The following is a 23,305-nucleotide window of genomic DNA, read 5'->3' as shown; positions in this document are numbered from 1 at the left end:
TGTGTTTAAGTTCCTAACCATACCCTTCGAGAGAGAATTTTAAAGAACATCTGACACGTTCTCGGGGGTTTCTTTTCTATCCCGGTGTTCGTCGTCGTGCTGACCGGTCGGTCACGACCGCGGCTGTCCCCGTTCACGACCGCGTCGAACACGGCGACGAGAGACGGGATAGTACGAACTCGCGGAGCGGAGAACACAAAAGAAAAACGCGGAAGGAACGTGACGAGACCGCGACTGCGGCGAGGTACTACCTCGCGTTCAGCACTCGGACCAGCCGCAGTTCTGGCAGGTCTTACAGCCTTCGGAGTAGTAGAGGTCCATCTCGCCGCACTCGGGACACTCGGGGCTCTCGCCCGCCGCGAGCAGGTCCGCGACGGCGTCGGAGTTGTCGGAGCCGTCGTCGACGGCGACGCCGCCGTCGGTGTCCGCGTTGGCGTCCTCGGCCGCGACGGCCTCGGCTTCGACCTCGGTCAGGTTCTGCTGTTGCGGGTAGCCCTTGTCGATGTCGCCGTCGAGATACCGCCGCATGGCGGTGCCGATGGCGTCCGGGATGGAGTTAATCTGCTCTCCTTTGTCCCAGGCGACCTTCGGGCTCCGGATACCCTTGAGTTCGTTCGCAATCTCCTCGGGGTCGACGCCCGAGCGGAGCGACGTCGAGACGGTCTTGGCGAGCGCCTCGGTGAAGGAGGCGGTGAAGCCGCCGGAGTTACCGATGTTGGCGAACAGCTCGAACGGCTCGCCGTGTTCGTCCTCGTTGATGTTGACGTAGAGCTTCCCGTAGCCGGTGTCGATGCGCTGGGTGACGCCGTACAGCACGTCCGGGCGGGGGCGCTTCTTGCCGACGTCGCTCGGGGAGTCGGCAAAGGCGAGTTCGAGTTCGCTGCCGATGAGGTCCGAGACCTCCTCGGATTCGAGGAACGCCTCCACGTCGCCGAACACGTCGCGAATCTGCGAGACGATGGCCTCGGCGGCCTCCTCGTCGTCGGAGAACTCGGTGTTCTTCGCGCGCGTGGTGAGCACCTGCTTCGAGCGGGTGCCGTCGCGGTAGACGGTGACGCCCTTGCCGCCGTGGTCGTAGATGTAGCGGTAGACCTCGTCCATGTCCTCTTTCGAGGCGCTGTTCGGGAAGTTACAGGTCTTCGAGATGGCGGAGTCGACGCCGCTCTGGAGGGCGCACTGGACGCCCGCGTGCTCGATACCCGCGAGGTCCGAGGTCACGACGAACAGTTCGGAGATAGCGTCCGGAACCGTCGACAGCGAGGAGAGGCCGTCGAACTGGTTGCTCGCCATCTGCTCCTGTGCCTCCTCCTTTACGGCCTCGACGTCGATGTCGTTGGCCTCCAGCACGCGGAGGAAGTAGTCGTCGAACTCGACGAGCATCTCGTCGCCCTGCACGTCGTCGGAGACGTTCTTGTAGTAGGCGACGTTGTAGATGGGCTCACAGCCGCCGGTGGTGTTCGACACCATCGACGTGGTGCCCGTCGGGGCGATGGTCGTCGTGTTGTGGTTGCGGATGGGGTAGCCGTCTTCCCAGTCGTCTGCCGACTCGCCGGTGTGGTGTTCGAACCACTCGCGGTACTCGGTCGGGTTCGCGTACTTCGAGTCCTCCCACGCTTCGAACGGGCCGCGTTCTTCGGCGAGTTCGTGGGACGCCCGCTTGGACCCGTGGTTGATGTGGGTCATGAGCTGCTGGGCGATTTCGTTGCCCTCGTCGGAGCCGTAGCGGACGCCGAGCTGGATGTACAGCTGAGCGAGGCCCATGATGCCGAGCCCGATTTTGCGGAGTTCGCGGACCTTCTCCTCGATTTTCTCGACCGGGAAGTCCGACATCGTGACGACGTTTTCGAGGAAGCGCGTGCCGCTTTCGATGCGGTGGTTGAACTCCTCCCAGTCGACGGCGTCTTCCAGGAACGCCTCCGTCGCGGCCTCCAGCGAGTCGTACTCGTCGCCGTGGGCGTCGTACCAGACGCGCCAGTCGGGGGAATCCTCCGCGACGAGCGTCGAGAGGTTGATGTGACCGAGGTTACACGCCTCGTACTCCTCCAGCGGCTGTTCGCCGCAGGGGTTGGTGGCGAGAATCTGGTGGTCGGGGTGTTTCTCGACGTCGAAGGAGTGCTGCTTGTTCGCGCGTTCGAGGTAGACGACGCCGGGTTCGCCGTTCTCCCACGCGCCCTCGATAATCTGGTCCCAGAGTTCCTTCGCGGGGACCGAAAGCACCTCGCCGACCTCGACGTACTCGCCGAGACCGAACATGTCGTAGATTTCCTTCGTCTGCGGCGTGGCGACGTGCGGCTCTTCGGTGCGGGGGTTCGTGAAGACGAACTCCTCGTCGTTGTACAGCGCCTCCATGAAGCCGTCGGTGATGCCGACGGAGATGTTGAAGTTCGAGAGGTGGCCCTCGACGGCGTTACGGAGGTGCTTGGGGACGCGGCCGTCCTCGTCGATGAGTTCGCGCGCCTCGTCGAGCGCGTCGACGAACTTGGTGTGGGTGAAGTCGTCGGGGTCGTTCAGGCGGAGCGTGTGCGCGAGCGACACGTCCTTGTTCTTCGCGTGGAGGAACTGGATGACGTCGGGGTGGCTGACGCGCATGACACCCATCTGTGCGCCGCGGCGCGCGCCGCCCTGCGCGATGGTCTCGCACATCTGGTCGAACGTCCGCATGAACGTGATGGGGCCGGAGGCGATGCCGCCGGTCGAGCCGACCGCGTCGCCGTAGGGGCGGAGCTTCCAGAAGGCGTAGCCCATGCCGCCGCCGGACTGGAACACCTCGGCGGCCTCCTTGGCCGTCTGGTGGATGTCCGTGATGTCGTCGGCGGGTGAGTCGACGAAACAGGCCGAGAGCTGTTGGAGTTCGTCGCCGGCGTTCATGAGCGTCGGCGAGTTCGGCATGAAGGAGAGCTGTTCCATCAGCTCCTCGAACGTCTCGCGCTTCTCGACGACGACCTCGCGTACCTCCTCGGGGAGTTCGGGGACGAGGGTGTCGTAGGCGAACTTGTTGACGTTGTAGACCGAAAGCGTCGTCTCGGCCTCGTCGTCGTCGGCCGTGACGCCCTTGCCGAAGACCTCCGCGGCGAGTTCGTCGCGGCGCGGGTGGTCCGGCTTGATGAGGTCGGGCGTGACTGTGAGCTCGATATCGCGTTTTTCGGCCTCGAAGACGGCTTCCGCGAGCGCGATGTTCTTCGCGACGCGGGGGAACAGGTCCTCCTGCGTCTCGACGAGGTCGCCGTCGGCGTCCTTGCGGAGGTAGCGGGCGGGGAGAATGTTGTTGTAGGCGTTGCCCGTCATCCGCGCTTCGAGGGTCTCGCCTTCGGTCCGCTTGACCGGCAGCACGAGTTCGTCCGTCGAGAGGTTCGCGTCGCTCATCTTACTGTCCCTCCCGCCCGAGCCGCGTTCGGGCGAGGTCGCGTCGATAGTGTCCGAAAATTCCGCTCATTGGTAACGATATTGGTGTGTGTTGCGTGGTTGGTTAAGGGCTTCGAACTCGGAGGTTCGACCGCCGAACGTATCATAATTAGTTCAATTACGACGACGGCCGACGACCGGGTCCGAACTGCACGGATTCATAGGACGGACGGAAACCACATAACCGTAGGTAGAGCGGAGTGGAAGTGAAATTGTGACGCCAAAAATCGCAAGACATAGCGGTGATATCCAGTAGAACGTGAGGGGGGAGCCAGGGCGTCTGAAACCGTCACATGGTGAACTGTCCCGCATCACCGGAGAGGATATAAAGGAATCCCGGACAGTCGACAGCCACACAACTATCAGAATTCGTATGTTCAAATTTCGCAGTCGCTCAGGGGTGCCGAAATCGGTCGTTTCGGCGGGAAAATCACACCGGAACCGCGCGACGAGACCGCCCACAAGCTTATCCGCTCTACGGATGTCATATCGGGGTATGGTGCTGACTCCCCTCGCGCTCACCCCGTTACAGCTCGGCGGCCTGCTGTCCGGGCCGCTCGGTCAGATGCTCGTGGTGCTCGCGGCCGTCGCCGTCGTCATCCTCGTCGGCCGGCTGTTCCTCAAAATCGCGTGGCGACTGGTCACTATCGCCGCCATCGTCGTGGGCGCGCTGCTGTTGCTCTCGTTTTTCGGCATCAACGTCCTGTAATCCGAGCGTGCGACCGTCGCCGCGGCCGACACGGAGTGGTCGCGGGCGCGGCGCACGCCTCGCTCGGCGCGTCTGACCCGACCCGACCCGACTCAGGCCACGTCGAAGCCGGCGACCGCCGTGAGGAAGTTTCTGACGACACCGTGTCCCGACCCCGTGAGCACGCTCTCGGGGTGGAACTGGACGCACTCGATGGGGTAGTCGCGGTGGCGGACGCCCATCACCAGCGCCTCGCCGTCGTGGTCGGTCGTCGCAGAGACGTCGAAGCAGTCGGGGACGTCCGTGGCGACGAGCGAGTGGTAGCGTCCGGCCGGGAAGCCGTCTTCGAGGCCGGCGAAGACGCCCGCGCCGTCGTGGTCGACGGGGAACGCCTTCCCGTGAATCGGCTCCGGCGCGTGGCCGATGGTCCCGCCGTAGGCGTACACCGCGGCTTCGAGGCCGAGACAGACGCCGAGGGTCGGAATGTCGGTCGACAGCTCCGTGAGAACGTCGTTGGTCACGCCCACGTCGCGGTCGTTCTTCGGGTGGCCCGGCCCCGGCGAGACGACGATGGCGTCGGGGTCGAGGTCGCGTATCTCGTCGAGCGACGCGGTGTTCTTGCGCACCTCGATGTCGAGCGGTTCGCCCTCGACGGTCTGCTCGGAGAAGTACTCCACGAGGTTGTACGTGAACGAATCGAAGTTGTCGACGACGACGAGCCGAATCGCCGTCATTGCGACGCCTCCTCGGTCCCGTACTCGATGCGGCGGACGGCGTCGAGCACCCCGCCCATCTTCTGTTCCGTCTCCTCGTACTCCGCGGTCGGGTCGGAGTCTGCGACGATGCCGGCACCCGCGCGGACGGTGATGGCGTCGTCCGCGCCGCCGGAGTCGACCGTCGCGGTTCGGATGACGATGGCCATGTCGGCGTCGCCGGTCCACGAGTAGTAGCCGACGCCGCCGCCGTAGACGCCCCGGGGCTCGTCTTCGAGGTCGTCGATAATCTCCATCGCGCGGACCTTCGGCGCGCCGGTGAGCGTTCCCGCGGGGAACGTCGCTCGCGTGGCGTCGAAGGCGTCGGCGTCGGGGTCGAGCGTCCCCGAGACGGTCGATTCGATGTGCTGGACGTGGCTGTACTTGATGATGCTCATGAAGTCCTCGACGCGGACGCTCCCGGGCGTCGAGACCCGGCGCACGTCGTTGCGGCCGAGGTCGACGAGCATCGTGTGCTCTGCGCGCTCTTTTCCGTCCGCGAGGAGTTCGCCGGCGAGGCGGCGGTCCTCGACCGGGCCGGAGCCGCGCTGGCACGTCCCCGCGATGGGGTTGACGACGACGCGGTCGCCCCTGACGGAGACGAGCGTCTCGGGGCTCGCGCCGACGACGCGCCGGTCGCCGTGCCGGAGCAGGTACATGTACGGCGAGGGGTTCACCTCGCGGAGCGAGGCGTACAGGCCGACCGGGTCGACCTGCCCGTGGAGCGTCCGCGTGCGCGAGATGACGCCCTGATAGATGTCGCCGTCGCGGACGTGTTCTTTCGTCTGTCTGACCGCGGCCTCGTAGTCCTCGCGGGAGCCGGCGTCCTCGCCGGTCCGCTCGAAGCCGCCGGGGGCGGGGTCGTCCGCCGCGCGGAGCTTTTCCGCGACGCGCTCGGCTTCGGCGACGACGCCGTCGTACACCTCGCCGGGGTCGTCGTCGGGCGAGACGACGGGGGTACAGACGAGGCGGACGGCGTCCTCGCGGTGGTCGAACGAGAGCGTCCGCGTCGTGAGGACGAACTCGGCGTCCGGGTCGTCCGTGTCGGGGCGCTCGCGGCCGACCTCGTCGAGCCAGAGGTCGTAGACGGCCTCGTAGGCGAGAAAGCCGACCAGCCCGCCGGTGAGCGTCTGGCGGTCCGTCTCGGGGAAGTTGACCCGCGGGAGGTCGGGGAGCGCGCCGCGCAGGGAGTCGAGCACGTCGCCGTCGCCCGCGCCGACGAACTCCGCGGCGGGGCCGCCGAGGTCGGTCACGTCGACGCCGTCGGGGCCGACCGTCACGACCGCTTCTGGGTCGTAGCCGACGAACGAGAAGCGCGCGTGGGAGTCGGCGGCCGTCGCGGGCGCGGAGAACGCGCCCTGCGGGTTGCTGGAGGAGACCTTCTCGGCGCTCTCCAGGAGGAAGCCGTAGTCGCTTCGGTCCGCGAGCGTCGTGTACGCGGCCAGCGGGTCGACGGACACGTCGAGGTCGGTCACGAGGTGGGTCACGACCGGTCCGTCCGCGTCGCCGACGAGGGAGACGAACTCCTCGCGGTCGGTGTCGGGGGCCGTCACGAGACGACCTCCTCGTGGTCGTCGACCGCTCCGCGAGCCGTCTCCGCCGCGGCGACGAACGCGCGGACCGCGTCGTGGTCCTTGACGCCGCCGGACGACTCGACGCCGCTCGCGACATCGACGCCGTAAGGTTCGACGGTTCGAACCGCCTCGACGACGTTGTCTGGCGTCAGACCCCCCGCGAGAATCACGGGCGCGTCGACCGCCGCGACGAGGCCGCGCGAGGCGTCCCAGTCGTGGGTCTCGCCGGTACCACCCGCGCCGGAGTCGGAGGGCGTGTCGACGAGGATAGCGTCGACGACGGGCGCGAGGTCGCGTGCGCGGTCGAGGCCGGTTGCATCGACGACCGGGACGACGCCGACGCCCGTCGCGCGGAGCGAGTCGAGGTCGTCGGCCGCGAAGTCGCCGTGGAGTTGGAGCACGTCGGGGCCGACCTCGCGGGCGAGGTCGCGGGCGTGGTCGATGGAGTCGGGCATCGTCACGAGGGTGGTCGTGAGGAACGGCGGCGCGGCGGCGAACAGTTCGCGGGCGCGCTCGCGGGAAATCTCGCGGGGCGTGTCCACGGGCACGTCGCAGATGGCACCGACCGCGTCGGCACCGGCCGCGTCGACGGCGGCGAGGTCGGTTTCGTCGGTGACGCCGCACACTTTGACGCGGGTCATCTCACGCCTCCCGAAGCGCGTCGAGTTTGGCTTTCGCAGCGCCGGAGTCGATGGCGTCGCGGGCGACGTCGACGCCCTCCTCCAGCGAGTCCGCGAGGCCGGCGACGTAGATTGCCGCGCCGGCGTTGGCGAGGATGAGGTCGCGCTTGGGTCCGGTCACGTCGCCGGTGAGGATGCCTTCGAGGTCGTCGGCGTTCTCCCGCGGCGTGCCGCCGGCGACCGCCTCGATGGGGGCCCGTTCGAGGCCGAGGTCGGCGGGCGTGAGGGTGTACTCGGTGATTTCGTCGCCGTCGATTTCGGCGACCGTGGTCGCGTCGTGGAGCGCGATTTCGTCCATGCCGGAGCCGTGGACGACGAGGGCGCGCTCGACGGGCATGTGCGACAGCGACTCGGCGATGACGGGGACGAGGTCGGCGTCGTAGACGCCGAGGACCTGCGCGTCGGCCCCGGCGGGGTTCGTCAGCGGGCCGAGGACGTTGAAGACCGTCCGCATGCCGAGTTCCTTCCGCGGGCCGATGACGGCCTTCATCGCGGGGTGGAACACGGGCGCGAGCATGAATCCGACGCCGTTGTCCTCGATACAGGCCTCGACGGACTCGGGTTCCGCCTCGACGTTCACGCCGGCGACCTCCAGCACGTCGGCGCTCCCAGAAGACGAAGAGACGGAGTAGTTGCCGTGCTTGGCCACCGCCGCGCCCGCGCCGGCCGCGACGAGCGCGCTCGTGGTCGAGACGTTGATGGTGTTGTAGTCGTCGCCGCCGGTGCCGCAGGTGTCGACGAGCGGCCCGCGGTCGGGCTCGATGGTCAGGGCGGCGTCGCGCATCCCCTGCGCGAACCCCGCGATTTCGGCCTCGGTCTCGCCTTTCGCCCGGAGCGCGGCGAGGAGCGCGCCGATTTGCGCCTCGGTCGCGCCCTCGAAGACCGCCCGCGCGGCGTCGCGCGCCTCCTCGACAGTCAGGTCCGCACCGCCGGTCACACGTTCGATATAATCCTGCATTGGTAATCACCGATGTACTTCTTCGGGTTACGATGTACAAATTCGTACATCGGCTTAAGCGTGTCGGGCTGGCGAAAATCGCCGGCATCGGACGGTCGGCGCGCGGGGCGAATCGACCGCCTCGGACGGCGGGACCGCGCTGTGACCCGAATCGCCGCACGTAGTCCGATTCGAAAGCTTAAATTGTAACCCCGGACAACGGAGAGATACGTCCGAACGGACGCGGGAAGCACCGTAACCGGGTTGGTGGTCTAGTCTGGTTATGACACCTCCTTGACATGGAGGAGGCCGGCAGTTCAAATCTGCCCCAACCCACTCCTCTTCCCGCGTTTCGACGTTCGACGATGTTCGCAACACACCGGGTTGGTGGTCTAGTCTGGTTATGACACCTCCTTGACATGGAGGAGGCCGGCAGTTCAAATCTGCCCCAACCCACTTCTCTCCGACGCCACGACCGCGAGAGACCTCTGTGTCTCTCGCGTCGGCGTCGTGTACGTGGTTCCGGGCAGATTTGAACCAGCGAGCGAACGCAGTGAGCGGGTGAGGTTCACGCGAGCGAAGCGAGCGTGTCTCCTGATACAGCCTCCCGCACCACCCAACCACTATGCCGTCCGCCCGCGAATCCCGCCCATGGCCCTCCTGCAAATTCCCGGCGGCCCCGAACTCGTTATCTTGGCGTTATTGCTCCTCATCCCGCTCGCGGCCGTCTATCTCGGCTACAAGCTCATCCAGTCGCTCCGGGCGTTCGAGGATGGCAGAAACGAGCGCTCACAGCGGTAGTCACGACGACGCGTCGGACCGGGCGTCGTCGCTCCGGGCGTCCGTGGCGCGAACGGGCGTCGCCGACCGCTGTCGTCGGTGGTGCAGACGCGCCAGTTGGAGCGTCACCGCGTAGCCGACGACGGCGAGGACGGCGGCGAGAATCGTGTTGCCGACGAGCTGTCGGAGGAGGATATCGAGGCCGGAACTGAGCGACACGTCCGCGACCGAGGCCCCCGAAACCGGCCCGAGCAGATGCGAGCCGAGCCAGAAGCTCGCGCCGTAGACCGCCCACTTGACGGGCGGGTTGAACACGACGAGCGTGGCGACGAGCGCGAGTCGGCTCGCCCGCTCGACGAAGTAACCGACGAGGGCGAACAGCGCGAGGGCGGTCCCTGCGGTCGGCATGGCCACGAAGAAGACGCCGAACGCGAAGCTGGCGGCCACCTCGTGAGGTGTGTGGTCCGCCGCGAACGCTCGTTCGAGGCCGGACCTGACGCGGGGACGAATCGACGCGAGACGGTCGTACACTCGACGTGACTAGATGCGAGACGGCGTAATCAACGCTTCGCCGGTACCTGTTCGATGCTACCAGTCACCGCGGGAGAGCGGCCAGCGACGGTCAGCGGAACCGGCGGTCCGACTCCCACTTGTCCTTGAGTTCTACCATCTGGCCGACGCCGCGGGCCACGTCCGAGAGGTGGAAGGCGATGTCCGTGGCGGTCACGATGCCGACCATCTCCGAGCCGTCGACGACGACGAGCTTTTTCACCCGCGTTTCGCGCATCTTCTCGGCGGCCACGCGCGTCGTGGAGTCCGGTCGAATCCACTTGATGGGACTCGACATGACCGCGCGGGTCGGGACCGCCGAAAGCGGCTTCCCGCTCGCCACGCCGGCGCGGAGCGCGTCCGATTCGGTGACGATACCCGCGGGACCGCCGTCGGCCATCACGACGACGCTCCCCGCGCCCTCGCGGAGCATGGTCTGCGCGCAGTCCGCGACGCTCGACCCAAGTTCGACGGTCGCCACCTCCTCGGTCATGATGTCGTCGACGCGCATCTCAGTCGTCCGCGGGCGAAGGTTCTCGCTCGGGGCGCGGCTCGGATGCGGTGCGGGCCCGGTCCGAGTCGGTGGCCGCCTCCGCGTCCGCCTCGTCGCCGAGCACGTCGTCGACGGTCGCGGCCACGTCGCCGCCGTCGTCGACCTCGAACGCGTCGAGGAGGTTGTCGAGGTGACTCACGTGCGACGAGAGTTCGCGCACGTCCCCGTTGACGTCGACGAGCGCGGCGCTCTGTTCTTGTGCGGTCGCGGAGACGTTCTCGGCCTCCGCGGCGGTTTCCTCGGAGATGCCCGCGATTTCGTCGGTCATCGAGAGCACCTCTTGGGAGGAGTCGGCCTGACTGCCCGTGGCGTCGGAAATCTCGTGGACGCTCGCGGTCGTCTCCTCGACGCGCTCGACGATGCCGTCGAAGGAGGACAGCGCCTCGTCGACCGAGGTGGCGCTCTCTTCGACCTGCGCCCGCATGCGCTCGATGCGGGAGACGACGGCGTCGCGCTGGGTTTCGATTTCGACGACGAGCGACTCGATGTCGCCCGCCGAGGATTTCGTCTCCTGTGCGAGCTGTTTGACCTCGTTGGAGACGACGGCGAACCCCTCGCCGGCCTCGCCCGCGCGGGCGGCCTCGATGTTGGCATTGAGCGCGAGGATGTCGGTCTGCTCCGCGATGTCGGTGATGACCTCGACGATGTCCTCGATTTGGGCGAGGCGGTCGTCGAGTTCGCGGACCTCGTTGACGGTCGCCTCCGTCTCGGCGCGCACGGCGTCGATGTCGTCGAGGGCGTCGGTGGCGGCGGTCTGTCCGTCGAGCGAGCGGGCCTCGGCCTCCTCGGTGAGTCGGACGAGTTCGTCGGCCGACGAGGCAATTTGCTGGATGGACGCCGAGAGGTCGTTTATCTCGTCGGCGGCGGCGACGAGACTGTCGGTCTGCTCGCTCGCGCCCTCGGAAATCTGCTGGACCGACGCCGACACCTCCTCGCTCGCGGCGGACACGTCGTCGGCGCGGTCGGCCACGCGGTCGGCGAGCGTCGCCACGTCCTCGCCGAAGGTCTTGACCGTGCCGACGGTCCGTTCGATGTCGTCCATCATCTCGTTGTACGCGGCGGCGACGGTCGCCATGTCGCGGCTCTCGGAGTCGGTCGGGAGGCGGACGCGCAGGTCGCCGTCGGCCGCGCGGGTCATCGCCTCGCTGTAAGCGCGAGCGTCGGCGCGCTGGTCGCGGAGGTCGTCCCGGAGGTTGTCGATGCCGCGGACGACCTGTCCGAACTCGTCGGTGCGGTCGGTCTCGAGTGCCACGTCGAGGTCGCCGTCGCGGAGCGCGGAGACGGTCGACGCGAGGTCGACGAGCGGGCGCGCGGTGTTCCCGCGGACGATGAGCGCGAAGACGACGAATCCGAGCATCGAAAGCGCGAGCAGCGTCGCAATCCCGAGACCGACGCTTCGGGAGAGCGCGAAGACGCTGCTCGCGGGGGCGTGCAGGAGGAGCACGCCGCCGGAGACGGGGACGTGCGCGACGACGTGCGGCGAGGAGACGAAGCCCTCGACGGGGGCGAGGCGGGTGACGCCCGTCTCGCCGGCGAAGGCGGCGTCGAGTTCGGACGCCTCGGCGGCGGGATAGGCGACGTTCGACCGGCCGCCGCCGCCGTCGTAGAGGACGTTCCCGTCGGTCGTGACGAGTTGGGTGAAGCCGCCGTCGATGTGGTTCCCGTCGAGCGCGGCCCCGAGCGAGGACGCCTCGGCGACGAGGACGATTGCGCGGGGCTCGATGGACGGGAGCGGCGCGACGAAGCCCATGTAGGCGACGCCGTCTTCGACGTAGACGGTCGTTCGTTCGACGCCGTCGTCCGAGAGGTCGGCGCTCGCGGGGAGCGGAAGCGACCCGTCGTCGAACAGCGTCGTCCCGACCGCGCCCTCCTCGGACGAGCCGATGACGGTCGTCGTCTCGGTGTTGACGAAGTGGAGCGCGGCCACGTCCGCGGGCATATCTTCTTTCGCGGCCGTCAGCGTCGTCGAGGAGCGCCCGTCGAGCGTGCTGCCGGCGGAGGGGTCGTCGGCGACGATGCCCACGAGGCGTTCGCGCTCGTCGAACCAGGTGTTCACCTGCAAGGCCTCGCGTTCGGCCTCGGTGAGCAGATCGGCGCGGGCGTCCGCGTCTATCGTGGATGCCGTCTGTTGATACTGGACGATTCCGACGCCGGCGACGAGGACTGAAACGAGCAGCATCGCGGCGACGAGTCGCCGCGTGTAGCTCTCCGTAATCGCATCAGGAAGCCGTGATTCGACCTCCAAAACGAGATTCTCGGCCATTACCGTACCGACCCGAATGCGATGCATAAATCCGCGCGTCCGAGTATCAAACGGGATAATAGACCGTCGCGGCGCGGCCGAACAGACGCCGGCGGCCGCGGACTGGGGGCCGGGTCAGCCCGAGCGTCAACCATACGACTGTTGGACGCTAACAACCCGCATGGAAACCGAGTTCCGCCTGCTCGTGGCGGGCTTCTGCATCGTCGCGCCGTCGCTGTTGTTCGTCGGCTTCGTCAGACTGCTCGACGCCATGCGCGAGGACGCCCTCGTCGAGCGCGTCCTCGACAGGGTCGACGAGGGCGGCGAGTCGGCGGGGACGGCGCTCGACCCGACGACGTTCCTGCGGTCCGCACGGGAGCAGTCGCGTCGGCGGATGGCGGTCTGCCGGGAGTGCGGCGCGCCGACCGCGACCGACGGCGGACGCTGTGGGCTGTGCGGCGCGGCGTTGCGATAGCGCGCGAAAACGAACTAAAAGGCCGAAACCCGCGTTCGCGGCGGGCTTAGAGGAAGTCTTCGATGTGGTCGGCGACCTCGTTGGGGGTGTCGCCGACGGGGACGCCCGCGTCGTTGAGGGCGGAAATCTTGGACTCTGCGGTGCCCGTGCCCGACCCGGAGACGATAGCGCCGGCGTGACCCATGCGCTTGCCCGGCGGTGCCGTGCGGCCGGCGATGAAGCCGGCGACGGGCGTGTCCATGTTCTCCGCGATGTACTTCGCGGCCTGCTCTTCGTCCTCGCCGCCGATTTCGCCGCACATGACGACGGCGTGCGTGTCGGGGTCGTTCTCGAACGCTTCGAGGGCGTCGACGAACGACGTGCCGATGATGGGGTCGCCGCCGATGCCGATGGCGGTGGTCTGGCCGATACCGCGCTCGGTCAGGTTCGAGACGACCTGGTACGTGAGCGTGCCGGAGCGGGAGACGAGGCCGACGTTACCCTCCTCGAAGATGTTGCCGGGGAGGATGCCGAGTTTGGCCTCGCCGGGCGTGATGATGCCCGGGCAGTTGGGGCCGATGAGGCGCGTATCGGTCTCAGACAGGCGCTTGTTCACCTTGGCCATGTCCTGCGTCGGGACGCCCTCGGTGATGGCGACGACGAGGTCGAGGTCCGTGTCGAGCGCCTCGAAGATGGCGTCGCCGGCGAACGCCGGCGGGACGAACACGACGGAGGCGTTGGCGTCTTCCTCGTCGACCGCTTCCTCGACGGTGTCGTAGACGGGGATACCGTCCACGTCCTGACCGCCCTTCCCGGGGGAGGTTCCGGCGACGACGTTCGTGCCGTATTCGACCATCTGCCGGGTGTGGAACTTGCCTTCGCCACCCGTGATACCCTGTACAACTACTCGCGTGTCGTCGTCGACGAAAATGCTCATTGGGACACCTCCTGTGCGTTCTCGACGGCACGCTGGACGGCGTCCTCCAGCGTCCCTTCGACCTGTACGAGGTCCGTGTTCAGAATCTCCATGCCCTCCTCGGCGTTCGTGCCCGCGAGGCGGACGACGACCGGCTTGGGAATCTCGTCGAAGCTCTCCAGCGCCTCGTTGATACCCTTGGCGACCTCGTCGCCGCGGGTGATGCCGCCGAAGATGTTGAACACGACGGAGTCGACGTTCTCGTCGGAGAACACCATGTCCAGCGCGTTCGCCACGCGCTCGGCCTTCGCGCCGCCGCCGATGTCGAGGAAGTTGGCGGGTTCGCCGCCGAAGTAGTCCACGAGGTCGAGCGTCGTCATGACGAGCCCGGCACCGTTGCCGATGATGCCGACGTTACCCGACAGACGGACGTAGTCGAAGCCGTACTCGCCGGCCTTGGCTTCGAGGTCGTTCTCGTAGGCGTCCTCTTCCATCGCCGCGAGGTCGTCGTGACGGAACAGGGCGTCGTCGTCGATGTTCATGACCGCGTCCGCGGCGACGATGTCGCGGTCGGACGTAATCATGACGGGGTTGATTTCGATGTCCGAGGCGTCGTTCGACTCGTAGAGGTCGTACAGCGTCGTGAGGAACGAGGCCACGTCGAAGGCCACGTCGCGGGGGATGCCCGCCTCGAAGACGACCTTGCGGGCCTGATAGGGGTGCAGACCGAACGCGGGGTCGATGTGCTCGCGGGCGATTGCGTCCGGGTTCTCCTCTGCGACTTCCTCGATGTTGACGCCGCCTTCCGTCGAGACCATCGCGACGGGCTTGCCCTCGCTGCGGTCCATCGTGACGCCGACGTACAGTTCGTTCTCGAAGTCGACGCCGGCCTCGACGAGCACCCGGTCGACCGTGTAGCCCTTGAGGTCCATCCCGAGGATGTCCTCTGCGGCCTGTCGCGCCTCGTCCTCGTCCGTGGCGATTTTGATGCCACCGGCCTTGCCACGCCCACCGACGTGTACCTGCGCCTTGATGGCGGCGGGGTATCCGATCTCCTCGACCGCCTCCATGACCTCCTCTACCGACGACGCGAGACGGGACTCTGGCACCGGAATCCCAGCCTCTGCGAAGATATCCTTCGCCTGGTATTCGTGAAGCTTCATTACCATGCGTGGGAGGGAAAGGCACGCGCTTAAATCCCATTCATCTACGTTCAGGCACAACCGGGAACACTCGCCGCGGGACGTTTACTCGCGGTTGAATTAACGATTCTGCGCGGTCGCTCACTCGGCGTAAAACCGGATGAGTCCGCAGGACTCGCAGACGTACGCCTGCACGTACGACCCGCGGAGGTCGAGCGCGCCGAGCAGTCCGCCGTCGGTGTCGACGCGGAGGCCGTCGCCGTTGTACGTCGTCTTGTGGCCGACCGACACCATCGACACGTCGCAGTCGGGGCACGTTCTGGAGGGCACGAGGCGACGTTGCCCCGGGCGGCGAATGTGTGTTTCGGTACCCGCGAGGGCCGTTTCGGCACCCGCGAGGACTGACCGACCCGGCCGCCGCGTCGAAACGCTGCGATTCTCTCCGAGGCGTCCGAATTTATCACCCGCCCGAACCCATCGTTCGCCATGCGCGCTGTCAGATTCCACGACCACGGCGGACGCGACGTGCTTCAGGTAGACGACATCGACACGCCCGACCCGGCGGCGGGCGAGGTCCTCGTCGAAGTCGCGGCCGCGGGCGTCAACCCCGTAGACACGTACTTCCGCGAGGGCTCGTACCAGCCGTTCGCGATGCCGATGATTCCCGGCGTCGACGTGGCCGGGACGGTCGCGGCGGTCGGGGCCGACGTGACAGGCTTCGCGGAGGGCGACTGCGTCGTCGGCACCGGCATCGGCAAGGACCACTACGGCGGCTACGCCGAGTTCGCGGCCGTCCCGACCGACCGGCTCGCGGTCCTCTCGGACGACGTGGACCTCGTCGCGGCCGGCGGCGCGGGCGTCGCCGGCGTCACCGCGTGGCGCGCCCTCGTCGACCACGGCGGGATGCAGCTCGGAGACACGGTGCTGATTCACGGCGGCTCCGGCGGCGTCGGCCACGCCGCGGTCCAACTCGCCGCCGCGTCCGGGGCCCGCGTCATCGCCACCGCCGCGCCCGACTACCACGACCGGGTGGCCGAACTCGGCGCGGACGTGGTCCTCGACTACGACCGCGACGACCTCGCGGACGCCGTCGTTGCCGCGGCGACGGGCGACGGCGTGGACCTGACGCTCGACCACCGAATGGACGACTACCTCCAGTTCGACGCCGACGTGGCCGCCCACGGCGGTCGCATCGTCGGCATCGGTGAGAACGACCCCGAAGTCGGCTTCGACCTGTCGTCGTCGGCCCGGGGGAAGGACCTCTCGCTGACGATGATGAGCATGTTCAACACGCCGGACCTGTCGGCCCCGCTGCGCGAACTCGCCGGCCAGATGGGCGCAGGCGAGTTCGAGATCGACGTGGCGCGGACCTACGACCTCGACGAGGCCGCCGAGGCCCACCGCGCCGTCATGGAAGACAGCGTCCTCGGCAAACTGGTCATCACGCCCTGACGCGGCCGCCGACGCGGAAAGTGAGGACGAAGCCCACCACCGCGCCCGGTCGCCGGCGGGCGCACAGCCGCGACCGAATTATGTCCCGCGCGAACCTATTGCACGCTCATGGACGTGACATTCGATTTCGACGGAACCGTCGCTCTCGTGACCGGCGCGAGCGGCGCGCTCGGCGGCGCAATCGCTCGCGCGTTCCACGAAGCGGGCGCGTCGGTCGCGGCCGCGGACGTGGTCGAGCCCGACGACGAAGACGACTTTTTCGAGACCGAAGGAGTGCGGTTCTACGAGGGCGATTTCACCGACGAGGACGACGTGGCGCGCGTCGTCGACGAGGTCGTCTCTGACTTCGGCCGCCTCGACTACCTCGCCAACATCGCCGGGACGTGGCGCGGCGGGACGCCCATCGACGAGACCGACGCCGACACCTTCGACTTCCTGTTCGACGTGAACCTCAAGACGATGTTCCTCGCGTCGAAACACGCGATTCCGCACCTCCGCGAGGCCGAGGGCTCCGTCGTGAGCGTCTCGGCCCGCTCGTCGCTTTCGGGCGGCGAGGGCGACGGCGTCTACCGGGCGTCGAAGGCTGGCGTCCGCCTGCTCACCGAAACCATCGCCGAGGAGAACCGCGGCGACGTGCGCGCGAACGCGGTGATGCCGAGCGTCATCGACACGCCGATGAACCGCGAGATGATGGCCGACGCCGACTTCGAGAAGTGGGTAAAACCCGAAGAAATCGCCCGGACCGTCCTCGCGCTCTGTTCGGACGCGACGCCCGTGACGAGCGGTGCGGCCGTCCCGGTGTACGGCGAGGCCTGACCCGACTCCTCTCTGATTCGTGGCAACATCCGCCACGATAAGGGGTGGCATTCGTTTCGGTGCGCACGAATTTTTACACGGTACGCAAGTGATTCACGAACACGACACTCGTTAGAAAAATGAGGCTATTCGGGGGTCAAATTCGGACGAACGAACCATATATTATAGTTGGTTAGAGAATTGTGTCGATTTTTGCTCCGATATGCGACGGCATACCGCGTCATTTATCACACCCACATCGGCAACAGGGTGATAGACATGACCGAACGTGAAACGTGGGCAACCAGGGCAGGGTTCATCCTCGCGGCCGTCGGCAGCGCTGTCGGCCTCGGGAACATCTGGCAGTTCCCGTTCAAGACCGCCCAGTTCGGCGGTGCCTCCTTCCTGATCGTCTACATCGTCGCGGCGCTCGGCATCGGTCTCCCGGCCATCCTCGCCGAGTTCGTCATCGGACGCAAAGCCAACCTGAACACCATCAGCGCCTTCGAGAAGCTCGGCTACAAGGAGTGGCGCGTCGTCGGCGCTATCGGCCTGTTCACCGGCTTCTGGATTCTGTCGTATTACAGCGTCGTCGGCGGCTGGGTCCTCCGGTACATCGGTGGCAGTCTGACGGGCGCGTACTTCGCCGCCCCCGCGGAGTACTTCGGACAGGTGTCCGCCGGCATGGAGGCGCTCGCGCTCCACGCCGTCTTTATGGCGCTCGTCGTCGGCATCGTCGCCGCCGGCATCGAAGACGGCATCGAGAAGGCGACGAAGCTCATGGTACCGAGCATCGTCGTCATCCTCGCCGCGCTCGCCGTCTTCGCCTTCACGCTCCCCGGCGCGTCGGCGGGCTATGCGTACTTCCTCTCGCCCGACTTCAACGCGCTGTCGGAGAACTTCGCTGAAATCGTCCCCTTCGCCGTCGGGCAGGCGTTCTTCTCGCTGTCGCTCGGCATGGGCGCGATGATTACCTACGCCTCCTACATCGACGGCGACCAGAGCCTGTTCGGCGACGGCATCACCATCGTCTTCCTGAACAGCTTCGTCGGCATCCTCGCCGGCCTCGTCGTCCTTCCGCTCCTGTTCGCGCAGGGCATCGACCCCAACACGAGCGGCGCGGGCACGGTGTTCATCAGCGTCGCCGGCGCGTTCGGTGACATCCCCGGCGGCCAGATAATCGGCTTCGTCTTCTTCGCGGTCGTGCTCATCGCGGCGCTCTCGTCGGCCATCAGCCTGCTCGAAGTCGTCGTCTCGTGGGCCATCGACAACTACGACGTGTCCCGCCCGCAGATGGCCATCGGCCTCGGCGGGATCATCTTCCTGCTCGGCGTCCCGTCGGCTATCGACTCCGCGTGGCTCGGCTGGTTCGACACGCTCGCCTACCAGCTGCTCCTCCCGCTTTCGGTCCTCGGCATCCTCGTCTTCGCGGCGTGGGTCTACGGCGCGCCCGCCATCGACGAACTGATGAAGGGCAGCGGACTCGGTGAGGGCGTCGGGTTGACGTGGCTCTGGCTCGCCCGCACGCTCGTCATCGTCGCCGTCGTGGCGACGCTCGCCCTCGGCCTCCAGACGCTGTTCCTCGGCGAGAGCCCGGCCATCGTCCCGCCCCTCTGAGGCGGCGAACGCTCCCGCTTTTCGAGCGGTTAGGAATCGTCGGTAGCGACGCATTTTCCTCGACTATTCGACGGCAATTTTCACGCGTAGACCACTCAAAACCGTTAAATTGCTCCGATGACGTATCGTCGGTTCGAAAGCCCTTTTACCGGTGGGCTGCCAATGGGTGGCAATGACACGAGAAACATGGGCAACACGGCTCGGGTTCATCCTCGCGGCCGTCGGCAGCGCGGTCGGCCTCGGGAACATCTGGCGGTTCCCGTGGCAGACCGCCGAAAACGGCGGCAGCGCGTTCCTCGTCGTATATCTCGGTATCGTCCTTCTCGTCGGCGTCCCCGGACTGCTCGGCGAGTTCGTCATCGGCCGCCGCGCGAAGAAGTCGCCGGTCGGCGCGCTCCGTGACCTCTCCGGGTCGAAAAAATGGGGCGTCGTCGGCGCGTTCTCGGTCGTCACCGGCATCTCGCTGCTCTCGTTTTACAGCGTCGTCGGCGGGTGGATTATCCGCTATCTCCTCGAAAGCGCGGCCGCGCTCGCCGGCGGCAACCCCGCGTACTTCACGAATCCGGGGCAGTACTTCGGCGGCGTCTCCGCCGGCGTCGACGCGGCGCTCTACCACCTCCTGTTCCTCGGCTTGACCGCGCTCATCGTCTTCGCGGGCGTCCGCAAGGGCATCGAACTCGGCACGAAAGTCATGATGCCCGCCGTGCTCGTTCTCCTCGTCGGCCTCGCCGGCTGGGCCGCGACCCAGCCCAACGCGGCCGCGGGCTACGCCTTCTTCCTCCGATTCGACCCCTCGGTCATCACCGAGAACTTCTTCGCCATTCTCGGTCCCGCCGCCGGACAGGCGCTGTTTACCCTCTCGCTCGGCGCGGGCACGATGATAACGTACTCCTCGTACCTCGGTGAGGACCGCTCGCTTCCCTTCGACGGGAGCGCCATCGCGGTCCTCAACACGAGCGTCGGCGTCATCACCGGCCTCGTCGTCTTCCCGCTTCTGTTCTCGCAGGGCATCAACCCGACTGAGACCGGAACCGGCCCGGGCGCGCTGTTCGTCGGCCTCGCCGGGGCGTTCTCGCAACTCCCCGCGGGGACGCTCATCGCCACCGCGTTCTTCGGCGTCGTGACGCTCGCGGCGCTGTCGAGTTCCATCAGCATGCTCGAAATCCCCGTCGCGTTCCTCGTCGACGAGTACGGCGTCTCGCGCCGACGCGCCGTTGCCGGGATGACTGCGTTCGTCGCCGTCACCGGGACCGTCTGCGCGTTCAACCCGGGCATCTTCGGCTTCGTCGCCGGGCCGCTCGTGAACGTCCTCCTGACCGCCGGCCTCGCCGCGTTCCTCCTGTTCGTCGGCTGGGTCATGGGCCGCGAGGCGCTCGAAGAGTTCGCCGCCGGCGCGGGCGAGTTCTCGAAGTCCCTCGGCACGCCGTGGCTCTTCGCCGTCGGAGTCGTCCTCCCGCTGTTCCTCGTCTTCACGCTCCTCACGCACTTCGGCGTGGACACGACCATCGGCTTCTGGCCGACCGTCGGCGTCGCCGTCGTCGGGTCCGCCGCCGCCTTCTTCGGCCTTCGACAGCCCGATTCGGTCGTCTAACCGGCGACCGCCCCGACGCATTCGAGCGGTGAACCGACCCCGTTTCCTCCGTTTTCGGCCGACTCGACCGTCACGAGTCGTTCCACTCCACGCCGCTGTCTATGATGATTGTTCCATCTATTATTCGACAACTGTCGAAGTAAGGGTTGCCGGATTGCGGAACTCCTTTGACCGAGGACTGCGGACCGACGAGTCAATGAGCGAAGGTGGTCTGGCATGACGATGGAAGACCGGATCGACGAACTCCGCGAGAAGCGCGAGAAAGCCCTGAAGGGCGGCGGCGAGGACCGAATCGCCTCGCAGCACGACAAGGGCAAGATGACCGCCCGCGAGCGCATCGACTACTTCCTCGACGACGGCACCTTCCGGGAGTTCGACCAGTTCCGAACCCACCGCAACCACAAGTTCGGGATGGAGGAGACGAAGCTCCCCGGCGACGGCGTCATCACCGGCTACGGCGAGGTCGACGGCCGAACCGTCTTCGTCTTCGCCCACGACTTCACCGTTTTCGGCGGCTCGCTCGGTGAGGTGTTCGCCGAGAAAGTGTGTAAGGTGATGGACAAGGCGATGGAGGTCGGCGCGCCCGTCGTCGGCCTCAACGACTCCGCCGGCGCGCGGATTCAGGAGGGCGTCCAGTCGCTCGGCGGCTTCGGAGAAATCTTCCGCCGCAACACCGAGGCGTCGGGCGTCATCCCGCAGATTTCGGCCATCATGGGGCCCTGCGCGGGCGGCGCGGTGTACTCCCCCGCGCTGACGGACTTCACGTTCATGGTCCGCGACACGAGCCACATGTTCATCACCGGCCCGGACGTCATCAAGACGGTCACGGGCGAGGAGGTCACCTTCGACGAACTCGGCGGCGCGACGACCCACACCTCGACGAGCGGGGTCGCCCACTTCGCCACCGACACCGAAGAGCAGGCGCTCGACGACATCCGCCACCTGCTTTCGTACCTCCCGCAGAACAACGTCGAAGACCCGCCGCGCGTCGAGCCGTGGGACGACCCCGAGCGCGTCGACGACGACCTCGCCGAGGTCGTGCCCGACCAGCCCCGCAAGCCTTACGACATCCACGACGTGCTCGACGGCGTCCTCGACGAGGGCTCCTTCTTCGGCGTCCAGGAGGACTTCGCCAAGAACATCGTCGTCGGCTTCGGCCGCCTCGACGGCCGCTCGGTCGGCATCGTCGCCAACCAGCCCCGCGTGAACGCCGGCACCCTCAACATCGAGGCCTCCGAGAAGGGCGCGCGCTTCATCCGCTTTTGCGACTCGTTCAACATCCCCATCCTCTCGTTCGTGGACGTGCCCGGCTTCCTGCCCGGTACGGACCAAGAGCACAACGGCATCATCCGCCACGGTGCGAAGCTCCTCTATGCCTACTCCGAGGCGACGGTCCCCCTCATGACCGTCATCACGCGCAAGGCCTACGGCGGCGCGTACGACGTGATGGCCTCGAAGCACCTCGGCGCGGACGTGAACTACGCGTGGCCGACCGCCGAAATCGCCGTGATGGGGCCGCAGGGCGCGGTCAACATCCTCTACCGCGACGAACTCGAAGCCGCGGACGACCCCGACGCCCGCCGCGACGAACTCATCGAGGAGTACCGCGAGGAGTTCGCCAACCCGTACACCGCCGCGGACCGCGGCTTCATCGACGACGTTATCGAACCCGGCGAGACCCGCGAGCGCCTCATCTCCGACCTCCGGATGCTGAATTCCAAGCGCAAGTCCCAACCCGACAAGAAACACGGCAACATCCCGCTATGAGCGGAGAGTTGCTGTCTGGGCTGTCGATTCCGGACGACGCCGACGACGAGGAGGCCGCGGCCATCGCCGCCGCCGTCGGCGCGCACCTCCACGACCAGTCGGTCGCCGCGGCCGCCGCGGCCGCAGACGACGGCGAGGAGACGTGGAACGAGGAGCGCTGGCGGTACGCCGGCCGCCTCGAATCCGTCACGGGCTGTGGCCGCCGCGTCCCCGCCGGCGCGCCGACCGACGCGTGGGCCGCTTCGGGGCGTACCGACCGGTTCTAAATCGGAGGCCTGCGGTTTCACGACAGAACGCTTACATTCTCGCCCGGCGTCAGTCGGTCCAACATGGGCCAATCTGCGCTCGTCTGGCTGTTTCTCAACGCCATTCTCGCCGGCTTCGCCGCCATCGCTGTCGCGGCACACTACGCCGACGAGGGCGAACCCGACTTCGTCTCCGCGGCGCTGGCCGCCGTCTTCGCCGGGACCTGCGTCGAACTCGGGATGGCGAACGGCTACTTCCCGAATGGGGTTCTCCCGACCGCCGTCGTCGGGGGCTGCGTCGTCGTCGCGCTCGTCTCGTTCGCACTCGGCGTGACACGGGACCAGACGGCGTTTCAGGCGTTTCGCGGCGGCGCTCGGACTCGGTAGCCGGAGGTCGGTTGCTCACTCCGCGAGTGCCGGGTCGTCGACGACGACGCCGTCGACGCCGTACTCCCGGAGCCGCCGAACTATCTCGCGGTCGGGGACCGTCCACGCGTTGACCTCGAAGCCGCGGTCGTGCGCCTCCTCGACCCGCGACGACGAGAGCAGGTCGTAGTGCGGGTGGACGGCCGCGCAGTCGAGGTCGACGGCGACCGATAGTGACTCGTCCCAGTCGGCCGCGAAGAGGAAGGCGACCGGGAGCGCGGTCGTCTCGCGTACCTCACGGAGCGCGTCGGCGTCGAACGACGAGACGAGTATCTCGTGTTCCGCCTCGCCGGCGACGGCCGCGAGGTCGTCTGCGAGCCGGGTCTCTTTCAGTTCGACGTTGACCGAAACGCGGTCCGGCAGGGCGTCGAACACCGCGGTGAGCGTCGGAATCGACTCGTCGGAGCCGCCGACCGTGAGTGCCTGCAACTCCGCGAGTCTCGTCTCGTCGACGCGGCCGGTCGCGCCGGTCACGCGGTCAAGCGTCTCGTCGTGGACGACGACGAGTTCGCCGGAGCCGCAGCGTCGAACGTCGAGTTCGACCCAGTCGAGTCGCTTCGCGGCCGCGTCGAAGGCGGCGAGCGTGTTTTCGGGGGCGAGGGCGGGACAGCCGCGGTGACCGATGACGCGCATGTCGGTACGTCGCGGGAGGGCGGCCTAAACGCTTCCTCCGGACCGGTCGAAAGCGCTCGGGAGCGGTTCGTTCGGGTATAGTGGACTGGGGACCGAGCCGCGCGGGGGTC

The 23,305-nt window shown here is 67.2% G+C and carries 22 protein-coding genes and 2 tRNA genes; 12 read left to right on the top strand and 12 right to left on the bottom strand.

The annotated features are described in order from the left end of the window. Window positions 1-258: 258 nt before the first annotated feature. A complete protein-coding gene (locus ACSR87_RS03575) occupies window positions 259-3,363 on the bottom strand; it encodes an adenosylcobalamin-dependent ribonucleoside-diphosphate reductase (protein WP_498529522.1) in 3,105 nt (1,034 codons plus the stop codon). Window positions 3,364-3,898: 535 nt separating this feature from the next. Here ACSR87_RS03575 and ACSR87_RS03570 point away from each other — a divergent pair. Beyond that, complete coding sequence (locus ACSR87_RS03570; RefSeq protein ID WP_004042362.1) at window positions 3,899-4,111, top strand: DUF8029 family protein; 213 nt, start codon at window positions 3,899-3,901, stop codon at window positions 4,109-4,111. A 92-nt stretch (window positions 4,112-4,203) separates the two neighbouring features. On the opposite strand, the gene trpG is transcribed toward ACSR87_RS03570, so the two are convergent. Genes trpG through trpD form a run of 4 tightly spaced genes read right to left on the bottom strand, consistent with a single transcriptional unit; the run spans window position 4,204 to window position 8,054 of the window. After that, window positions 4,204-4,824 (bottom strand): anthranilate synthase component II, encoded by a 621-nt coding sequence (trpG, locus tag ACSR87_RS03565; RefSeq protein WP_498529521.1) that lies wholly within the window; start codon window positions 4,822-4,824, stop codon window positions 4,204-4,206. Continuing rightward, window positions 4,821-6,395, bottom strand: a complete 1,575-nt coding sequence (trpE, locus tag ACSR87_RS03560; RefSeq protein ID WP_498529520.1) for an anthranilate synthase component I — start codon at window positions 6,393-6,395, stop codon at window positions 4,821-4,823. Before trpE ends, trpG begins: the two co-directional genes overlap by 4 nt. After that, complete coding sequence (trpF, locus tag ACSR87_RS03555) at window positions 6,392-7,057, bottom strand: phosphoribosylanthranilate isomerase (protein ID WP_498529519.1); 666 nt, start codon at window positions 7,055-7,057, stop codon at window positions 6,392-6,394. The genes trpE and trpF overlap by 4 nt, the downstream gene beginning before the upstream one ends. A gap of 1 nt (window position 7,058) precedes the next feature. After that, window positions 7,059-8,054, bottom strand: coding sequence for an anthranilate phosphoribosyltransferase (gene trpD, locus ACSR87_RS03550; RefSeq protein WP_498529518.1), 996 nt, complete (start codon window positions 8,052-8,054; stop codon window positions 7,059-7,061). A gap of 240 nt (window positions 8,055-8,294) precedes the next feature. Here trpD and ACSR87_RS03545 point away from each other — a divergent pair. From ACSR87_RS03545 to ACSR87_RS03535, 3 genes are all read left to right on the top strand, one after another. Next, a tRNA-Val gene (locus ACSR87_RS03545) sits at window positions 8,295-8,369 on the top strand. A 45-nt stretch (window positions 8,370-8,414) separates the two neighbouring features. After that, window positions 8,415-8,489, top strand: a tRNA-Val gene (locus tag ACSR87_RS03540). A gap of 195 nt (window positions 8,490-8,684) precedes the next feature. Next, on the top strand, window positions 8,685-8,834 hold the full coding sequence (locus ACSR87_RS03535; protein ID WP_498529517.1) for a hypothetical protein: 150 nt from the start codon (window positions 8,685-8,687) through the stop codon (window positions 8,832-8,834). Here the strand turns inward: ACSR87_RS03535 and ACSR87_RS03530 are convergent, their stop codons facing one another. From ACSR87_RS03530 to ACSR87_RS03520, 3 genes are all read right to left on the bottom strand, one after another. Next, window positions 8,835-9,344: a DUF2062 domain-containing protein gene (locus ACSR87_RS03530; protein ID WP_498529516.1), complete on the bottom strand. Its 510-nt coding sequence runs from the start codon at window positions 9,342-9,344 to the stop codon at window positions 8,835-8,837. It lies immediately after the preceding gene. Between the two features lie 91 nt (window positions 9,345-9,435). Beyond that, window positions 9,436-9,873 carry a CBS domain-containing protein gene (locus ACSR87_RS03525; protein ID WP_498529515.1) on the bottom strand — a complete coding sequence of 146 codons (438 nt, stop codon included), beginning with the start codon at window positions 9,871-9,873 and terminating at the stop codon, window positions 9,436-9,438. Between the two features lies 1 nt (window position 9,874). After that, complete coding sequence (locus ACSR87_RS03520) at window positions 9,875-12,178, bottom strand: methyl-accepting chemotaxis protein (protein ID WP_498529514.1); 2,304 nt, start codon at window positions 12,176-12,178, stop codon at window positions 9,875-9,877. Between the two features lie 160 nt (window positions 12,179-12,338). On the opposite strand from ACSR87_RS03520, the gene ACSR87_RS03515 reads away from it, so the two are divergent. Then, window positions 12,339-12,632, top strand: coding sequence for a zinc ribbon domain-containing protein (locus ACSR87_RS03515; RefSeq protein ID WP_498529513.1), 294 nt, complete (start codon window positions 12,339-12,341; stop codon window positions 12,630-12,632). 46 nt (window positions 12,633-12,678) lie between these two features. Here ACSR87_RS03515 and sucD read toward each other — a convergent pair whose 3' ends face one another. The 3 genes from sucD to ACSR87_RS03500 form a co-directional block, all read right to left on the bottom strand. Next, on the bottom strand, window positions 12,679-13,548 hold the full coding sequence (gene sucD / locus ACSR87_RS03510) for a succinate--CoA ligase subunit alpha (protein WP_004062518.1): 870 nt from the start codon (window positions 13,546-13,548) through the stop codon (window positions 12,679-12,681). Continuing rightward, a complete protein-coding gene (gene sucC, locus ACSR87_RS03505; RefSeq protein ID WP_004042383.1) occupies window positions 13,545-14,690 on the bottom strand; it encodes an ADP-forming succinate--CoA ligase subunit beta in 1,146 nt (381 codons plus the stop codon). Before sucC ends, sucD begins: the two co-directional genes overlap by 4 nt. A gap of 120 nt (window positions 14,691-14,810) precedes the next feature. Further along, window positions 14,811-14,999 (bottom strand): hypothetical protein, encoded by a 189-nt coding sequence (locus ACSR87_RS03500; protein WP_498529512.1) that lies wholly within the window; start codon window positions 14,997-14,999, stop codon window positions 14,811-14,813. Window positions 15,000-15,155: 156 nt separating this feature from the next. Here ACSR87_RS03500 and ACSR87_RS03495 point away from each other — a divergent pair, with 156 nt between their 5' ends. The 7 genes from ACSR87_RS03495 (at window position 15,156) to ACSR87_RS03465 (ending at window position 22,523) form a co-directional block, all read left to right on the top strand. After that, on the top strand, window positions 15,156-16,121 hold the full coding sequence (locus ACSR87_RS03495) for an NADPH:quinone reductase (protein ID WP_498529511.1): 966 nt from the start codon (window positions 15,156-15,158) through the stop codon (window positions 16,119-16,121). A gap of 108 nt (window positions 16,122-16,229) precedes the next feature. Continuing rightward, window positions 16,230-16,937 carry an SDR family oxidoreductase gene (locus ACSR87_RS03490; RefSeq protein WP_498529510.1) on the top strand — a complete coding sequence of 236 codons (708 nt, stop codon included), beginning with the start codon at window positions 16,230-16,232 and terminating at the stop codon, window positions 16,935-16,937. A gap of 258 nt (window positions 16,938-17,195) precedes the next feature. Further along, window positions 17,196-18,533: a sodium-dependent transporter gene (locus ACSR87_RS03485; protein ID WP_498529509.1), complete on the top strand. Its 1,338-nt coding sequence runs from the start codon at window positions 17,196-17,198 to the stop codon at window positions 18,531-18,533. 172 nt (window positions 18,534-18,705) lie between these two features. Then, complete coding sequence (locus tag ACSR87_RS03480; protein ID WP_008575697.1) at window positions 18,706-20,124, top strand: sodium-dependent transporter; 1,419 nt, start codon at window positions 18,706-18,708, stop codon at window positions 20,122-20,124. A gap of 222 nt (window positions 20,125-20,346) precedes the next feature. After that, window positions 20,347-21,891, top strand: coding sequence for an acyl-CoA carboxylase subunit beta (locus ACSR87_RS03475; protein WP_163489478.1), 1,545 nt, complete (start codon window positions 20,347-20,349; stop codon window positions 21,889-21,891). Beyond that, on the top strand, window positions 21,888-22,157 hold the full coding sequence (locus ACSR87_RS03470; RefSeq protein ID WP_498529508.1) for a DUF8022 family protein: 270 nt from the start codon (window positions 21,888-21,890) through the stop codon (window positions 22,155-22,157). The genes ACSR87_RS03475 and ACSR87_RS03470 overlap by 4 nt, the downstream gene beginning before the upstream one ends. A 63-nt stretch (window positions 22,158-22,220) precedes the next feature. Beyond that, the gene (locus ACSR87_RS03465) at window positions 22,221-22,523 is read left to right on the top strand and encodes a hypothetical protein (protein WP_498529507.1); all 303 of its coding nucleotides are present in this window, start codon (window positions 22,221-22,223) and stop codon (window positions 22,521-22,523) included. 15 nt (window positions 22,524-22,538) lie between these two features. Here ACSR87_RS03465 and ACSR87_RS03460 read toward each other — a convergent pair whose 3' ends face one another. Next, window positions 22,539-23,195: a glycerophosphodiester phosphodiesterase gene (locus ACSR87_RS03460; RefSeq protein WP_498529506.1), complete on the bottom strand. Its 657-nt coding sequence runs from the start codon at window positions 23,193-23,195 to the stop codon at window positions 22,539-22,541. Window positions 23,196-23,305: the final 110 nt, after the last annotated feature.

The sequence above is a fragment of the Haloferax sp. SDI50 genome (genome assembly GCF_059802635.1).
The sequence above is the reverse complement of the archived record's forward strand: the minus strand, read 5'-3'. Positions and strand labels throughout refer to the sequence as shown.

Bases quoted from the DNA above. Each gene is read 5' to 3' on its own strand.
- ACSR87_RS03575 (WP_498529522.1), bottom strand. From the start codon at position 3,363: ATGAGCGACGCGAACCTCTCGACGGACGAACTCGTGCTGCCGGTCAAG.
- ACSR87_RS03570 (WP_004042362.1), top strand. From the start codon at position 3,899: ATGGTGCTGACTCCCCTCGCGCTCACCCCGTTACAGCTCGGCGGCCTG.
- trpG (WP_498529521.1), bottom strand. From the start codon at position 4,824: ATGACGGCGATTCGGCTCGTCGTCGTCGACAACTTCGATTCGTTCACG.
- trpF (WP_498529519.1), bottom strand. From the start codon at position 7,057: ATGACCCGCGTCAAAGTGTGCGGCGTCACCGACGAAACCGACCTCGCC.
- trpD (WP_498529518.1), bottom strand. From the start codon at position 8,054: ATGCAGGATTATATCGAACGTGTGACCGGCGGTGCGGACCTGACTGTC.
- ACSR87_RS03535 (WP_498529517.1), top strand. From the start codon at position 8,685: ATGGCCCTCCTGCAAATTCCCGGCGGCCCCGAACTCGTTATCTTGGCG.
- ACSR87_RS03525 (WP_498529515.1), bottom strand. From the start codon at position 9,873: ATGCGCGTCGACGACATCATGACCGAGGAGGTGGCGACCGTCGAACTT.
- ACSR87_RS03520 (WP_498529514.1), bottom strand. From the start codon at position 12,178: ATGGCCGAGAATCTCGTTTTGGAGGTCGAATCACGGCTTCCTGATGCG.
- ACSR87_RS03515 (WP_498529513.1), top strand. From the start codon at position 12,339: ATGGAAACCGAGTTCCGCCTGCTCGTGGCGGGCTTCTGCATCGTCGCG.
- sucD (WP_004062518.1), bottom strand. From the start codon at position 13,548: ATGAGCATTTTCGTCGACGACGACACGCGAGTAGTTGTACAGGGTATC.
- sucC (WP_004042383.1), bottom strand. From the start codon at position 14,690: ATGAAGCTTCACGAATACCAGGCGAAGGATATCTTCGCAGAGGCTGGG.
- ACSR87_RS03495 (WP_498529511.1), top strand. From the start codon at position 15,156: ATGCGCGCTGTCAGATTCCACGACCACGGCGGACGCGACGTGCTTCAG.
- ACSR87_RS03490 (WP_498529510.1), top strand. From the start codon at position 16,230: ATGGACGTGACATTCGATTTCGACGGAACCGTCGCTCTCGTGACCGGC.
- ACSR87_RS03485 (WP_498529509.1), top strand. From the start codon at position 17,196: ATGACCGAACGTGAAACGTGGGCAACCAGGGCAGGGTTCATCCTCGCG.
- ACSR87_RS03480 (WP_008575697.1), top strand. From the start codon at position 18,706: ATGACACGAGAAACATGGGCAACACGGCTCGGGTTCATCCTCGCGGCC.
- ACSR87_RS03475 (WP_163489478.1), top strand. From the start codon at position 20,347: ATGGAAGACCGGATCGACGAACTCCGCGAGAAGCGCGAGAAAGCCCTG.
- ACSR87_RS03470 (WP_498529508.1), top strand. From the start codon at position 21,888: ATGAGCGGAGAGTTGCTGTCTGGGCTGTCGATTCCGGACGACGCCGAC.
- ACSR87_RS03465 (WP_498529507.1), top strand. From the start codon at position 22,221: ATGGGCCAATCTGCGCTCGTCTGGCTGTTTCTCAACGCCATTCTCGCC.
- ACSR87_RS03460 (WP_498529506.1), bottom strand. From the start codon at position 23,195: ATGCGCGTCATCGGTCACCGCGGCTGTCCCGCCCTCGCCCCCGAAAAC.